Here is a 16035-nt window from a genome sequence, read left to right as displayed (position 1 = left end):
CGCCCGGGCCTTGCCTTTCTTAATCTTCCCTTCTCAGTAAATTATTGAATGTAATTATGAATCAACTTTTAATAAAAAACGTCCTGCTTCTGGCAGGATTGCTATTTTTTCAGCCTCTCTTTGCTCAGCAACGCCAGCTTAAAGGCCGCGTTCTTACGCCCGATCAGGAACCTTTAGTGGGAGCTACCGTCCAGATTTCCGGCACTTCAAATGCCACCTTGACGGATGCCAGCGGTTTTTTTCAGTTAACCCTTTCATCAGGAAACAAAACCCTGCGAATCAGTTACATTGGGTACGAAACGCAGGAGGTTCCCATTACTTCCCAGACCAACCTTACCGTACAGCTTCAGCCGGATAGTAAAGTACTGAATGATGTAGTGATTACGGGTTACAGTACGCAGAATCGCAAGGAAATTGTCGGTTCTGTAGCTAAAATCAATGGTGATGATTTGAAAAATATTCCGGCGGCGGCAGGGTTCAATCAGCTTTTGCAGGGAAAACTGACGGGTGTTCAGGTAAATTCCAATTCGGGTGTTCCCGGTGGCGGTATCACTTTTCGTATTCGCGGCAATAACTCCATCAATGCCTCGGTTGATCCTTTATATGTGATTGATGGTGTATTTGTTAGTAACTCCGAACCCATTCGAACCAGTATTGGTCAGCAACAACAGTCAAATCCGCTGGCGGACATTAATCCCGCTGATATTGAGAGCATTCAGGTGTTAAAAGATGCCAATGCAACCGCTATTTATGGGTCGCTCGGAGCGAATGGCGTGGTAATTGTAACGACCAAACGCGGTCGACTGAATACCAAAGCAAAAATCACCGCCAATGTTTCACACGGCTGGTCTTCGGCGGCAAAGAAATTCCAGGCCACGACCGGGCCAGAAACGGCTACGCTGGTAAACGAGTCGGTTCGAAATACAGCGATTGATCGTGGCCTAGATCCTTCGACGGTGACCTTACCTTTCCCAGACCCCAGCAACGTTCCAACGTATGATCGCATCAGCGATATTTTTAGAGTAGCTTCTACGGCTAACTATGATTTATCCGCTCAGGGAGGCTCTGCTCAGAGTACCTACTTTGCGGGTTTAAGTTATACCAATCAGGAATCGATTGTGAAACCATCAGGTTTTGAGCGGTATACCCTTCGCTTCAACTACGACAATTACCTGACAAGTAAACTCAAACTGGGGAATAGCATTAACATTTCCCGGACGTATCGGAACGTCAGTAGTAACGATAATAACCCGACGGGCGTCATTAACTCGGCGATTTTTCCGCGTTCATATCTGCCGATTTATAACGAAGACGGCACCTACGCTCGTTCGGGAAGTTTCGATAATCACATTGCCCTCATCAAGAATCTGAATAACAATGCCGTGGGATGGCGGACGATTGGGAATGTTTTTGCTGAACTGACCATTCTGCCCGAACTGGTCTTGCGTAGTAGCTGGAGCGTGGATAACAGTGATATGTATGAGAATAATTACAGCAACACGCTCATTGCGGCAGGCATTGCATCGAAGGGTTCTGCTTCTTCCTATGAAACCAAAAACCTGATTTTAACGAACGAGCAGGTACTGACGTATATCAAGTCCTTCGGAGAGAAACACCGCATCAATGCCCTGATTGGGAACACGTTTAATACCGTTCGTTATGAAGGAACCAGTGCCTTTGGTCAGAATTTTGCCAGTAACGATCTGACCAGTATTGACGTGGCAGCAACCACGACGGGTTCGTCCAGCCGGAATAAAAATAAGCTGGTTTCTTTCTTTGGAAAAGCGACCTATACCTACGACGGTCGATTCACGTTTGATGCCAGTTTGCGGGCCGACGCTTCATCTAAGTTTGGAGCAGATCGTCGTTGGGGTTACTTCCCCTCCGGCGGATTTGCCTGGAATGCAGGTAACGAAGCTTTCCTGAAAAACCAGAATGTATTGAGTGATCTGAAATTCCGGGCCAGTTGGGGCCTAAGCGGTAATCAGAACGGCATTGGTTCCTACGCGGCTCAGGGCCTGTGGTCTTCGGGTTTCAATTACCTGGATGCAGCGGGGATTGCCCCTTCGCAGCTCGAGAACCGTCGCTTAACCTGGGAAACCACCCGTCAGATAGACATCGGAACGGAGTTTAGTTTCCTGCAAAATCGACTGAGTTTTATCTTTGATTACTATAATAAGTACACCTACGACTTACTCCTGAACGTACCCGTTCCTTCGCGTTCCGGTTTCACGACTTATTTGCAGAACTACGGAGCCGTCAGTAATAAGGGTGTGGAATTCTCGATTCATTCCGAAAATTTTGCGGGTAAAGACTTCCGTTGGTCAACGGATTTCAATATTTCCTTCAACCGCAACCGGATTGAAAAACTGGCTTCGGATATTGCTCAGGGAGCTTCCGGGCGAAACATCTCGATTTTACGTCAGGGCTATTCCGTCAACTCTTTCCAGTTATACAAGCAGTTATACGTCGATCCGCAAACGGGTAATGCCGTGTATGAGGACGTGAACAAAGACGGCATTATTACCTCCGCCGACCGTCAGATTGTAGGGAATGCTCTGCCAAAATTCAGTGGAGGTTTGACGAATACACTTTCCTACAAACGATTTGATCTGAACTTCCTTTTCTACTTCCAGCAGGGTAATAAGATTATGAGCATGCACGATTTCTTCCTGGTGCACGGCGGAACGCAGAACTTCATCGGCTTCATTCCCCGACAACTGGAACGCTGGCAAAACCCCGGTGACGTAACGGACATTCCACGGCTGACAACCTACAGCGGTAACCCAACGGTTAACGGTGGGGCCTCCAATAATTACGGGGGTAATGTAGCCAACCAGAGTTCGCGGTATCTGCTCGACGGTTCCTTCATTCGTCTGCGGAATGTGGCTTTGAACTATAACCTGCCCACTAGTCTGGTTCAGAAAGCCCGTCTTTCATCTGCCCGGATATACGTGCAGGGAGCTAACTTGTTAACCTTCACCAAATTCACCGGGCTCGATCCCGAAGTAAGCTCGCAGAGTAATAACCAGAATACGGCTGGTTACGACTGGGCCACGGTGCCTCAACCCCGTACCTTTTTGGTGGGCTTAAGTCTTACTCTTTAATTGATGCCTTGATGAAAAAGTTATATAAACCCTGGAGTAAACTCGCGGTTGTTTTTACTTTGCTGAGCTTTACTTCCTGCCAGAAATACCTGGAAGAGTATCCTAGTAATGCCCTGCCCGCAGCTAGTGCTATTACCGACGCCGGAACAGCCCGGGCGGCCATCAATGGTGCCTATGCACGCGTGCAAAGTTACTACGCCAGCAGTTATCCGACGTTAGGTACCATCACGACCGATAACGTGGTTTTCAATGGAACGCTAAGCCAATACCTGCAACTGGACCAGAACGCCGTTACCCCCGATAATGCCATTACGCTGGATGTGTATCAGAGTATATACCGGGCAGTAAATACGGCTAACAGCATCATTACCTACGTTCCGCAAGTAAGCGACCCGAACCTGAGTGCGACCGAGAAAAATACCATTGTGGGGGAAGCCTATTTCATTCGAGCTCTAGGTTATTTTGATCTGGCTCGGGGTTGGGGTGGTGTGCAGTTACAGCTTAAACCTACCCTGAATCTGGACGATTTGAAAGGCATTAAACGCTCGACGCTCGAACAGACCTACGATCAGGTATTGGCCGATTTAATCAAAGCTGAAGAGTTATTACCCGAAGATGCCGCCACCCGAAACCGGGCTCAGAAAAGTGTGGCCCGGGCCTTGCGTGCCCGCTTGCACTTGTATCGCAAACAGTGGACCGATGCCGAAACCTATGCTTCGCAAGTGATTGATAACCGAAAGTATAGCCTGGTTAAGCCGTATAAAAACTTTTTTACGTCGCCGTTTTTAAGTCAGGAATCGGTTTTTGAACTTAGTTTCTCCATTAATAACCGAAATTCATACTGGAACCTGTGGTACCCCAGCTCCCTGGGCGGACAGTATACGCTGAAGCCATCCCCTACGCTGATTGCAAAGCTGACTAACCCCAACCAGGGCGGTAGCCGCAGTGCCTTGCTGGCGGGAACGGGTAACAACGTGTACGGCGTTTTATACAACACGTCCAGTACGAGTACCGACCCGGCTTATCTCATTCGGATTGCCGAGTTATACCTGATTCGAGCCGAAGCCAGAGCCCAGCAAAACAAGCTGAGTCAGGCGTTGTCGGATTTGAATACGGTGCGGGCCCGGGTCGATGTGCCGGCTTCAACCGTCGCCACGCAGGCCGAGTTATTATTAGCCATTGAAGAAGAGAATAATCTGGAATTTGCCTTTGAGGCTCACCGCTGGTTTGACCTCGTGCGAACGGGTCGGGTCGGAGCGGTGCTCGGGCTTGCCAATACCAATTACTGGGTATTTCCTTTTCCTTACCAGGACGTACTTTCTGATCCAGATCTGGAACAAAACCCTGGCTATTAACCTGTTGTAACCTTTTCCCAAATGAAAAAACGGAATCTCTTTACCTTCCTTCTGGTATTAACCAGTCCGCTACTCTGGGCCCAGCAAAACTACTTTTTCCCGAAATCCGGGAATTTTGACCCGAAAGTACCTTCACCCGAGCAGTTTCTGGGATATCCCATTGGAACACATTATACCCGTCACGATCAGATTGTGGCTTACTTCAGAGAGCTGGAACGTACGTCGGGGGGGAAAGCTCACGTCGAGGTAATCGGGAAAACCTACGAAGAACGTCCACAGATTATTCTGACGATCACTTCCCCCGAAAACTACGGGAAACTCGAACAGATTCGACAGAAACACCTCACCGTACTGGATCCCTCCAAACCCAATCTGGACAAGAACGATCCGGTGGTGGTATTATTAGGATACAGCGTTCACGGAGCCGAGACTTCGGGTGGTGAAACGGCTTTGTTAACGGCCTATTACCTCGCAGCCAATCAAAGTCAGCAAACGGCTAATTACCTGAAAGAAGCGGTGATTTTGATTGACCCTTCGCAAAACCCTGACGGTCGGGATCGGGCGGCCAACTGGCATAATGCCTATAAATCGTTTCCACCGGTGAGTGACCCTGCCGATCTGGAACATAATCAGGCTTTTCCGGGAGGCCGGGTGAACCATTATTTCACCGATCTGAACCGCGACTGGCTGAGTGCCGAGCAGATCGAAAGCAAAAATCGCGTTGATTTCTCGCATCGCTGGTATCCTAATGTGCACATTGACTTTCACGAAATGGGAACGAACAGCACGTATTATTTCGAGCCTACTCCGGCGGGTCATGAGAGCCCCTTATTACCCCGGGCTTCGTATGATTTCAATGCGACACTGGCGAAATACCACGCCGAAGCACTGGATGAAATTGGTTCGCTGTATTTTACGAAAGAGGCTTTCGATAACCTGTCGCCCATTTACGGTTCAACCTATCCCGACTTTTTCGGGGCGGTCGGCGTTACCTTCGAACAGGGCAGCTCGCGGGGCTTGGTGCAGGAAAGTACATCCGGCCCGGTTACGTTTGCCTTTACCGTACGCAACCATTTAGTAACCGGACTCGCCACGCTGAAAGGAGCATTAGCCGAGAAAGAAAACCTATTCAAACTGCAAAAGGATTTCTTCAAATCCGCCGTGACGCAGGGGAAAGCAAATCCCGCGAAGGGTTTTGTTTTTGGGGATAGCCGGGATGTGAGTTTGACCAACAAGTTACTTTCCCTTGTGCTTCGTCACCGCCTGAAAGTGTATCCTCTGAACTCAGATTTAACCGTAGAAGGCAAGAAATTTGAAAAAGGACATGCCTATGTTGTTCCTTCCGAGCAGCCTTTTTTCCGAATCGTTCACTCTTTATTTGAAGAAACCCCCAAACTCAAAGACAGTGTCTTTTATGATAACACGTCCTGGTCGGTGGCTCATGCCTATGGCTTGGCATACGCTAAACTAACCTCAGTTCCTTCGCTGAGTGAAGCCGTTACAGCCGTTCCTGACGTAAAAGGAAGCGTGGCGGGGGGGAAAGCTTCGCTGGCGTATTTGCTGAACTGGTCGGAATATAATGCTTCGCGGGCTTTGTATTATTTGGTATCGAAAGGGGTATTGGTAAAAACGGCTCTCAAGCCTTTTACCAGTAAAACTACGACTGGAAATCAGAAATTTGCGTATGGATCACTCGTGATTCCCGTGGCTGGACAAACCATTAGTCCCGACAGCCTCTATGCTTTGGTCAGCGAAGCCGCGACGAAAGCACAGGTAACTTTTGCCGGAACGACGACGGGTTTCAGTGTGGAAGGGATTGATCTGGGCAGTAATAACATTGTTCCCATTCGTAAACCCGAAGTAGCCCTGATTACCGGAAGTACGGGTGGACTGGCCGAAGCCGGACAAGTCTGGTTTTTGCTGAATGAACACTTGCAGTTACCTGTTTCCAAACTGGATGTCAATGCGTTGGGCCGGGTTTCGCTGGATCGTTATAATGTACTGGTGTTACCGAATGGAAACTACCGGGAACTCAGTAAACCGACCGCCGACGCTATTAAAAGCTGGGTAGCCCGTGGAGGAACACTGATTACGTTCCGCACGGCTTCAGAATGGGCCATTACTCAGGGACTGCTTCACGAACGGGCTTACGTTGATTCCTCAGCTACGAAAAAAGGAGTAACTACTCGCGTGGATTATGCCTTAAAATCAGAAACGGATGCACCGAAACGAATCAATGGTGGTATTTTCCTGGCTGATATTGACATCTCAAACCCCGTAGCTTTTGGCTTAAGTAATCGCAAAATCTACTTCACTAAAACGGGAACTACGATTCTGTTACCCAGCAAGGACAAATATGCTACGGTGGCTCAATACCTGCCTTCGTCGTACATCAGCGGGTACATTACGAAGGATAACATCGCCAAAATCAATAACACGGCTTCCATTCTCATTGGTCAGAGTGGACAGGGGAAGGTCATTGCTTTTGCGGAAGATCCCACGTATCGCCATTACTGGCACGGCACGAATCGACTTTTCCTGAACGCTATTTTCTACGGAAATTTGATTCAGTTACAATCCGGTTTTCAGGGAGCAGAAGAGAAATAATAACACGATAATGCCAAACATAAAAAGGTTACTTTCACTACGAGAGTAACCTTTTATGTTTGACGTTAAAAACTGAAACGCTTCTACATAAAAATGTCTGGTGAAGACACCAGCCATGGGAACCCATTACCAATCGCCGTGGTTGGTGTCCTCACCAACCAAAACTACTTTCCAATAAAAAACTTGCTTCCAAAAAGGTCTGGTGATGACACCAGCCATGGGAAACGATGTTAGCCTGCCACCCTGGTTGGTGTCCTCATCAACCAAAACTACTTTTCAATATAAAACTTGCTTCCAAAAAGGTCTGGTGATGACACCAGCCATGGGAAACGATGTTAGCCTGCCACCCTGGTTGGTGTCTTTATCAACTATAACTACTTTCCGTTACAAAACTTGCTTCTTAGAAAAATGGCTGGTGTCCTCACCAGCCATGGGAAAAAACGGGTTTGCATTAGTTAATAATAGAAAATAGATGGAATAGTATTCGTCAATATAAAAATACTTGAGTTAAAGTAAATAGTATAAATCTTAGAATAGTTTGGCTCGTTTAGTAAGCTTCACAATTGCATAATATTTACGTTTCCTTCAGATAATATACCCCTTGTTTCTTTGCAGAAGAATGAAGGAGTATGAGCATTACATTACGCATTGTTTTCCTGGGATTACTCGCTCACATAAGTTATAGTCAGCCATCCGTAACCGTGACGCGTTCATTTACGACTGATTCGCTGGGAGCTTGTCAGGGCGTAAGTTGCCTGAATGAGAAGGTGTATTTGTACGGAGATCGGGAGGTGGGAATGATTCGGGAATATGACTGGATCGATGATTCTCTGCGGTACACGAACCGGGAAGTTCGGTTAACAGAGGAGGGAAAGGACGTAATAAATCACCCTACCGGCATTGCTTATCAACCGAATTTACCCGTTTTTATAGGGAACAGCATTCGGCTCAATAAAGAAGGAACCATCTGGAAAGCAGTAATTTATGCCATTGATTGGGAGGGCCTCTGGAAGACCGGAACGCTGGATGGGAATTTGATTCGAACCATTGAAGACGATGCCTGCATTCAGGGTACTCGTCCGCAATACGTGGAGTATCAGGGAAATTGGGTAGTTGCCACCGCCGATTACGGTAGTAAAAATAATAAAGTCCGGCTTTACGATCCTGAGCGGTTAAAGAATGCGTCGAAAACTTCCGAGCCAGGCGTTGTTCTCAAAAAATTCAAATGTTCGCCCTTGGTTCAGAATCTGCACTGGATTCCCGAAAAGAGACAGTTAGTCCTCATTCAAAACCAGACGGAAGGCCGAAAATGGCGATTAACTTTTCTGGATTTTGATCGCTCCGTTGAGCAGGGAAGCGAGGTAGTTTTAAAAGTAATAGATTTCAATAATGCGGATGAGTTAGAAGGTTTTTCCATACTTTCTCAGAAAAATAAAGGTTTAATCGTCACTTCTTCAAAAGCCTTAAATACGCATATGGTAGCACTAGAATAAGTAAAAATAGGCGATACCAATCAGGTTAATTAAGGTTACTTCAAAATCTAATACTCATTCGATCTATAGTTCGTCAATTCCTGGCAGACGTCTGTCAGGCAGGAATTGCTTTACCCTGTTTCTAACCATATTTCAACATTTTTTTTCATGCAAAAACGTCTATTAAAAACGATTCGAAAGACCTCGCTTACCGTGGCTTCGCTGTCGGTACTGGCGGGTGCAACCGTAGAAGTAGCAGTGGCGAATGTTCATCCTCTGCTGGAAGGCATTCACCAGCCTCGTGCCTTAATCCGCGTGACGGGTATTGTTCGGGATGAAAAAAATGAGCCAATTCCCGGGGTGACCGTTTCAAACAAAGGCACCAATCGCGGAACCATTACCGATGCTATTGGAAAATATACGCTAGAGGTAGAGCCTAACAGCAAACTGGTTTTCTCCTTCATTGGGTACGAATCACAGGAAATATCGGTTGGAAATCAGCAGATTATTGATGTCATTCTTCAGGAAAGTGCCAGTCAGTTGAACGAAGTTGTGGCGGTGGGTTACCAAACCGTTCGAAAAAGCGACGTAACCGGGGCTATTTCCAGTGTCAAGGCCAAAGAACTCAACCTCAGCACGCCAACCGTTGGACAGGCTCTGGTGGGTAAAGTAGCAGGCGTTCAGATTTCACAGGTGAGCGGTGCTCCTTACAATAGCACGAAAATTCGGGTGCGTGGGGTCGGTTCAATCAACGCCAGCTCTGATCCTCTATACGTCATTGACGGCTATCCGGCGGGGAATGACGTGTTCATTAACCCCAATGATATTGAATCGATTGACATTCTGAAAGATGCCGCGTCGGCGGCCATTTATGGTTCACGGGCTTCAGGTGGGGTTGTACTGATTACGACCAAACGCGGGAAGGAAGGCAAAGGTCGCCTGGATTATGATTTCCAGTATGGTCTGAATCAGTTGAGCAAGAAAGTGAAATTGCTTAACAGTGAAGAGTTTGCTCAACTGTTGATTGACGGTCGAAACAATACCTATCGGGATCTGATCCGTAATGCGGGTAAATCCTGGAATGATGGCATGTTTTCGGATGATAATGCTACGCGTATCACGAAAGTAGGAAGCGGCAGTAACTCCAACACGTTCAGCATTCCGACGGATCTTTATGACTTTGCCAGTCAGACGATGATTAAGCCCAAGTATAACACCGACTGGCAGGACGAGCTGTATCGACTGGCTTCCGTACAACGCCATAACCTGACGTTTTCGGGCGGAACCAAAGACGTGCGTTATGCCATCAGCGGCGGTTACATGAACCAGCAGGGAATTATCGTAACTACGGGTCAGGAACGACTGAACTTACGTACGAATGTGGATGCTCAGTTAAATAAGCGTCTGAAAGTAGGAGTGAACCTGGCTTTGACTTCCAACCAAAACCGGGAAGTTCAGGAAGGGCGGTTCAACCAGGGACCTATTTTAGGGGCTCTTATCTACATGCCTATTTTCAAGGCGTATAATGAAGACGGCTCTTTCTCCAAATTTGAAGCTTCGTCTCAGGCTCCTTTGTACGCCTATCAGACGATCGAAAACCCGGTGGCTCTGGCGTCCGAGACGATCATTCGTCGCAAGGGTTTACGTAGTACGTATAATGGGAATGCGACGTACGAAATTCTGCCGGGCTTCAATGCCAAGATTAACCTGGGCATGCTGACCTATAATGAGAAGTACGAGTTTTACCTGCCCACGAGCTTAAGTAGCGGCAACTATGCTCCCGGTTCGCCCCAGGCTATGGCAGCAGCTACAGCCACGGCTCAAACACTGACGCAGGTGGATCGGCTAGCCGAGTTTACGCTGAACTACAGCAAGAAAATAGGAAAACATAGCATCGACGCTTTGGCGGGTTATACGGCTCAAAAGTTTCAGAGTGACCAGATTAGCCTGACGGCCCGAGGTTTCCAGAATGACCGCATTCAGGAAATTACGGGCAAGGGAGCCGATCCTTCACTCTTTACCCTGAACTCCAGTTCTGGTAAGTACACCTGGACGCTGCTTTCGTACCTGGCTCGTGTGGGCTATAACTTCGACGAAAAGTATTTCTTAACGGGGTCATTCCGTCAGGACGGTTCTTCCCGTTTTGGTCCGCTGAACAAATGGGGCGTGTTCCCCTCAGTATCCGGTGGCTGGAATATCTCGAAAGAGACTTTCTATGACAACTGGTTAGGAGCGAATTCTTCGCTGAAATTACGGGCAAGCTGGGGTCTGAGCGGTAACAACAACATTGGTAACTACAGCTTCCAGCAGGTGATGAATAGTCCGGGTGGCGTAGTGTTTGGAAATAATACCATCGAATCAGCCATCTGGTCCAATGCCATTCGGGATGCCCGTCTGGGTTGGGAATCGACTTCGCAGTATAACCTCGGGCTAGATGCCGGGTTGTTCAATAACCGACTCTTCGTTATCGCGAACTATTACGTGAGCCGTTCGTTCAACCTGCTTTTCAATCAGCCCCTATCGGCGGTTTCGGGTGCCGCTACGATGTTAACCAACCTTCGGGATTCCCGCGTGCAGAACAAAGGCTGGGATTTTCAACTGGATGCCCGCCTGATTTCTACGCCTGATTTCAAGCTGAACGCTAGTGGTAACATCTCCATTAACCGCAACAAAGTATTGAACATGGGCGGTGCCAGTACGATTATTACCAACGGAGCTGAGCGTTCGTACCTGACCCACATTACGCAGGAAGGGCAGCCCATCGGGATGTTCTACGGATTCAAGGTAAAGGGTATGGTGCGTGAGTCGGACATGGAAAATCTGGCGGCTGATAATGCTCAGTATAATTCCGCTACGCAGTCTTTCCCCGCTGGTTATCAGATCAAAGGCCCGGCTCGTTCTACGGCTTCCAGCAACCCGTTGCAACCCGGCGATTTATACTTCGAAGATGTTAACGGCGATGGTGTCGTGAACGATGCGGATAAAACCGTCATTGGTACGCCTTACCCGAAGTTTACCTATGGTTTTGCGATCAGTGCGACTTACAAAAGCTTTGATTTTAGCTCTTCTTTCAACGGTTCATACGGTAACCAGGTGCTTGACGGTCAGGATTATTACCTGTTCAATATGGAAGGTTCAGGTAATCAGTATTCCGTTGTGAAAGATCGGTACCGTTCGGAAGCTCAGCCGGGGAATGGTCAGGTATACCGGGCCGCTCGCGGAGGTACCCAAAGTAACAGTACGCGTCTGTCTACTTTCTATTTACAGGACGGTTCATTCCTGCGTTGTACAAACCTGATGCTGGGGTATACTTTACCTGCTAAATGGTTCACTGAACGTGGGTTAAGCAATGCCCGCGTGTATGTTTCGGTGGATAATGCCTTTACACTGACGAAGTACAAAGGCTATAACCCGGAAGTGGACTACAACAACGGAGCTAACCTGACGCCCGGTGTAGATTACGGCAAGTACCCACTGGTTCGTGGGTATAACGTGGGGGTAAAACTGAGCTTCTAATTCCGAAAAAGACAGGCTCTTTTTCTTAACGAACGACAATCATGAATAAACGATTTATACAGATGGCCAGTCTGGTGACCTTATTGTCACTGGGCTCGTGTACTAAAAATTTTGTGGTGGAATACGATCCCAATGCGATTCCAACCGAGATTTATTTCCAGTCTGAAAACGACGTAAAACTGGCCGTGAACGGGGTGTATCAATCCCTTCGCAGCTCGAATACAGTAGGAGAAAACAGTGGTTTATTTACCGACGAACGCTCCGACGATACCGGACGAAATGATAGCCAGTCGAACGCCGGAGAACCCTTTCAGTTCAACGATTTCTCGCTGTTACCCAGTAATACCTATCTGAAAAACCACTGGCTGGCTTTATACGAGGCTATTTCCCGCTGTAACCTAGTGCTGGATAACGTCGATAAAGTAAGCTATTCCGATCCGGCCACGAAGGTGAATTACCAGGCGGAAGTAAGATTCGTGCGGGCATTTCTTTACTTTCAACTGGTTCGTAAATGGGGAGATGTTCCTCTGGTGTTACGTCAGTTGAAAACCAAGGCGGAGGTGGATGAACATACCTTCCGTGAAAAAAAAGAGAAAGTCTACGAGCAAATCGTTAGTGATTTGAAGGATGCGGCAGGCAGCACATTGCCCGATCATCAGCCGTCGTCTTCCAAAGGCCATACGTCTAAAGTAGCAATTAATGCTTTGTTGGGTAAAGTATATCTGACCATGGCAACAACGCTGGATCAGACCAACCGTACCACGAATCTGAACTTGGCGAAGACGTATTTGATGGAAGCCTATAACAAAAAAGCGTTCAGCCAACTGAAGGATATTCCTTATACGGATGTGTTTGACGTAGCAAAAAAGTCTACCAATTCCGAGATTATCTGGCAGATTGTAAACCGTCAGGGAGATGTTACCTATTCTTCCAGCATTGCGGCTAATAACCAGGCGAAAGGTGAGACGATTAACTCTCTGAAACCCGGCACGGGCGTTGGAGGAAATGTGACAATGGATTTAGTGAAGGAATACGAAGAGGGCGATCTTCGGAAAGATTTTTCCATAAAATTTGCCAATGATGCTTCGGTCAAAGACTGGTTCATCACCAAGTATCGCGATGCCAGTTCGGCGGCAAGTACGTTGGGGTACGGTGGTAACGACTGGATTTTACTACGTTACGCCGATGTAATTCTAATGCTGGCGGAAGTGCATCAATACCTGGGTGACGAGGCTACCGCGATTCAGTACCTGAACATGGTGCGGGAACGGGCGGGCCGTCCGACGTATCAGAACATGCAGAACGATGCGACGTATAAGTCAAAATATCCGACATTGAAATGGGCCATTTTGCACGAACGTCGGGTAGAATTAGCCTTTGAACACCAACGCTGGTTTGATCTGCTTCGCACCTTTACTGCTCAGGAACTGGTTAGTTACATGAAAAGCAAGTCGCAGGCTGATTTTGGTATTGCCAAGCTTTCCAACTTCGGAACAAAGGATATATATTACCCTATTCCTTTCGACGAAAACAAGTTGAATCCTGAGAAAATGTACCAAAATCCAGGGTATAATTAATTTTTAAGATTTAATAATAGAAAAAACACCCGCTGAGTAATCAGCGGGTGTTTTTTCTTATTCTAAGTTTTTCTTCCAAAACATCCCATGAGCTATGCATGGATGGGGGGCTAAGTGAATTGCTCTACTAGTGAGGGAACCCTCAAGGTTTAAATCGTTCTGCTTCCTCTACAATTGCGTGATTTTTTGGCGATGATTCTTCCCCCATTCTCCCAGCACGTTTACAAGCTCTTTCAGCGTCCCGGCGTATTCAGTGGGTTGGTATTCAACAATGACCGGTATGTTTTCTGCATGCACGACTCGTTTTACTAATCCATTTTGTTCCAGAGCCTTCAATTCACTGGAAAGGACCGTAGCCGAAATGCCCTTGATGGTTCGTTGTAATTCATTGAATCGGGTGTATCCGCTTACCAAAGCGATAATGATGCGGAGTTTCCACTTGCCACCTAATACATAAATAGCATCTTCTACGGCCGCTAAATTCTGGGCACACTGTGTTTCGGAGTAAAATATTAGGGGATCGTTCATCTTCTTTTCAGATAGTATAGTAATATAAACCTTACTGCTAAGGTTTTGTTTAGTACTAGTTTTTGCGTAGTTAATATAAATACATTTGCGATCATCATATAATTCGAAGCAAATGAAAAATATACTGCATATTATTTCCAGTCCTCAGGATGAAGCCTCAGTCAGTCGAAAACTGGGAGCTGCTATTTTGAAAGAGGTTCAGGAAAAATATCCAATCAATCAGGTAAAGGTTCGCGATTTATATAAAGAACCCGCTCCTCATCTGGATGAATCGCATATTAATGCCTTTTTTACGCCTAAAGAAAATCTCTCACCGGAGCAGGAGCAATGCATCAAGTATTCGGATGATGCCGTTGCGGAATTAATGGAAAGTGACGTTATTATTATGGAAGCTCCCATGTATAATTTCAACATCACGTCTACATTAAAGGCCTATTTTGATCACATAACCAGAGCCGGAATCACGTTCCACTACACGGGTAATGGTTTACTTCCCGAAGGACTTCTGAAAAACAAAAAGGCTTATCTGGCCATTACCTCGGGAGGTGTTTATTCCAAAGGAGAACTCAAGCCGTATGATTTCATTGATACGTACGTGCGTTTCTTTTTAACATCAATTGGCATTGAAGTGATGGGCGTTTTTCGAGCAGAAGGGCAGGCCATTGTCGGAAAAGAAGTTGCTTTGGAAGAGGGTATTAAAAGCATTACTATCCATTGATGGGTAGTTTTCGTCGCTGCTTTTTCGAATGGATCAAGAACTTGCTTGAGGATATAAATTTGTAATTTAGGAAGTTGAGTTAGTTTCTTTGGCCCCCGCCAAGAAATGGGCGGGGGTTTTGCTTATTCTTTAGAATGATAGCTTAGAATGTGCCTCAGCACGATGTTTCTTTTCTTCTGAGACGTTACGCTAATTGCCTGTTATCTCGAACGTAATTAGTGGTATAGCACGACAATAACCAAGCTGTTTACTGATAAGAAAGCATTCAAAAGGTAAGTAAGGGCATTCGTTTCGCTATGGATAACAGGTATTTGGGACAATGATATTGAAAAGAAAAGCTGGCAGCAACATTCACTCGTGTCCTGTTTAGTGTGCAGTGAAGTGTCAACAACTATTGCTCCGTTTGCTTCAATAAAGCCTTTCGCTTTTTGTGCTCTTCCACATTCCAGTTAAATCCATAGGCCTTTGTATACACATCCAGTGGCGGTAAGCCAACGCTTTTTCTGCGTTCATCTACCCGCTCGGGCTCTATTAACGGTTCTACATACCACTCCTTCGTAAGTGTATCCATACCAATCTGAGTTCCATAGATTTGTTCGCCGCCGCTTTCGAAAGCAACGCGATCTTCTAATAGAGCCAGATCAAATGATTCTGCTTTCCTTTCCCTGACCGCCTTCCGCATAATAGGTAGATAATGCTTCATGTTCGGTAAATTCGAATGCTGGATCACGAGGAAAAGGGTCTGGTTGGCTTCTTTACCAATCTGCTTTCTACTCAACCAGCCGTATCTATTTAATATAGTCCTTACTTCCTGCATATGAAGGGAGTCTTTGAGGGCTGCCTCTTTCCAAAAGGTTTTAGCCTGAGGAGATTCATAGCCATATTTTTCAGCAATAGGAATGTATGCTTCTCTACATTGCTGATCTTCCACCCGAATTTCAAGCAGTCGATTTTTGACGGACGTTAAGTTAGTTTGAGCGTAGGAAAGGGCAGGGAGTAATAGAAATAAAGAAAGTAACTTCATCAGAAAGGTGTATTAAAGTCACAAATCAAATACACCTTTTCTAAAATGCGGTCTAAAATTTATAATCGAAGGCCTTATTGTCAATCACGGCGTATTCCCTTCGCATGTGGATGCTAGGTTTGAGGGATAAC

General features: G+C 46.6%; 9 protein-coding genes. 7 read left to right on the top strand and 2 right to left on the bottom strand.

All coding sequences use genetic code 11. The annotated features are described in order from the left end of the window. Positions 1-56: 56 nt before the first annotated feature. The 6 genes from QE390_RS21895 (at position 57) to QE390_RS21870 (ending at position 13634) form a co-directional block, all read left to right on the top strand. Positions 57-3107, top strand: coding sequence for a TonB-dependent receptor (locus QE390_RS21895; RefSeq protein WP_307143866.1), 3051 nt, complete (start codon positions 57-59; stop codon positions 3105-3107). An 11-nt stretch (positions 3108-3118) separates the two neighbouring features. Further along, the gene (locus QE390_RS21890; RefSeq protein WP_307143865.1) at positions 3119-4462 is read left to right on the top strand and encodes a RagB/SusD family nutrient uptake outer membrane protein; all 1344 of its coding nucleotides are present in this window, start codon (positions 3119-3121) and stop codon (positions 4460-4462) included. Positions 4463-4483: 21 nt separating this feature from the next. Further along, complete coding sequence (locus QE390_RS21885; protein ID WP_307143864.1) at positions 4484-7069, top strand: M14 family metallopeptidase; 2586 nt, start codon at positions 4484-4486, stop codon at positions 7067-7069. 629 nt (positions 7070-7698) lie between these two features. Further along, a complete protein-coding gene (locus QE390_RS21880) occupies positions 7699-8562 on the top strand; it encodes a hypothetical protein (RefSeq protein ID WP_307143863.1) in 864 nt (287 codons plus the stop codon). A 147-nt stretch (positions 8563-8709) separates the two neighbouring features. Continuing rightward, positions 8710-12057 carry a TonB-dependent receptor gene (locus QE390_RS21875; protein ID WP_307143862.1) on the top strand — a complete coding sequence of 1116 codons (3348 nt, stop codon included), beginning with the start codon at positions 8710-8712 and terminating at the stop codon, positions 12055-12057. 41 nt (positions 12058-12098) lie between these two features. Further along, entirely contained in the window at positions 12099-13634 is a 1536-nt protein-coding gene (locus tag QE390_RS21870) for a RagB/SusD family nutrient uptake outer membrane protein (protein WP_307143861.1), read from the top strand. A 168-nt stretch (positions 13635-13802) separates the two neighbouring features. On the opposite strand, the gene QE390_RS21865 is transcribed toward QE390_RS21870, so the two are convergent. After that, positions 13803-14162, bottom strand: coding sequence for a helix-turn-helix domain-containing protein (locus tag QE390_RS21865; protein WP_307143860.1), 360 nt, complete (start codon positions 14160-14162; stop codon positions 13803-13805). A 112-nt stretch (positions 14163-14274) separates the two neighbouring features. On the opposite strand from QE390_RS21865, the gene QE390_RS21860 reads away from it, so the two are divergent. Next, positions 14275-14880: an FMN-dependent NADH-azoreductase gene (locus tag QE390_RS21860; protein WP_307143859.1), complete on the top strand. Its 606-nt coding sequence runs from the start codon at positions 14275-14277 to the stop codon at positions 14878-14880. Between the two features lie 391 nt (positions 14881-15271). Here QE390_RS21860 and QE390_RS21855 read toward each other — a convergent pair whose 3' ends face one another. Continuing rightward, the gene (locus tag QE390_RS21855) at positions 15272-15904 is read right to left on the bottom strand and encodes a DUF6624 domain-containing protein (RefSeq protein WP_307143858.1); all 633 of its coding nucleotides are present in this window, start codon (positions 15902-15904) and stop codon (positions 15272-15274) included. Between the last annotated feature and the right edge of the window lie 131 nt (positions 15905-16035).

Source organism: Siphonobacter sp. SORGH_AS_1065, assembly GCF_030818595.1.
GTDB lineage: Bacteria > Bacteroidota > Bacteroidia > Cytophagales > Spirosomataceae > Siphonobacter.
This window is presented reverse-complemented; position numbering and strand designations above follow the sequence as displayed.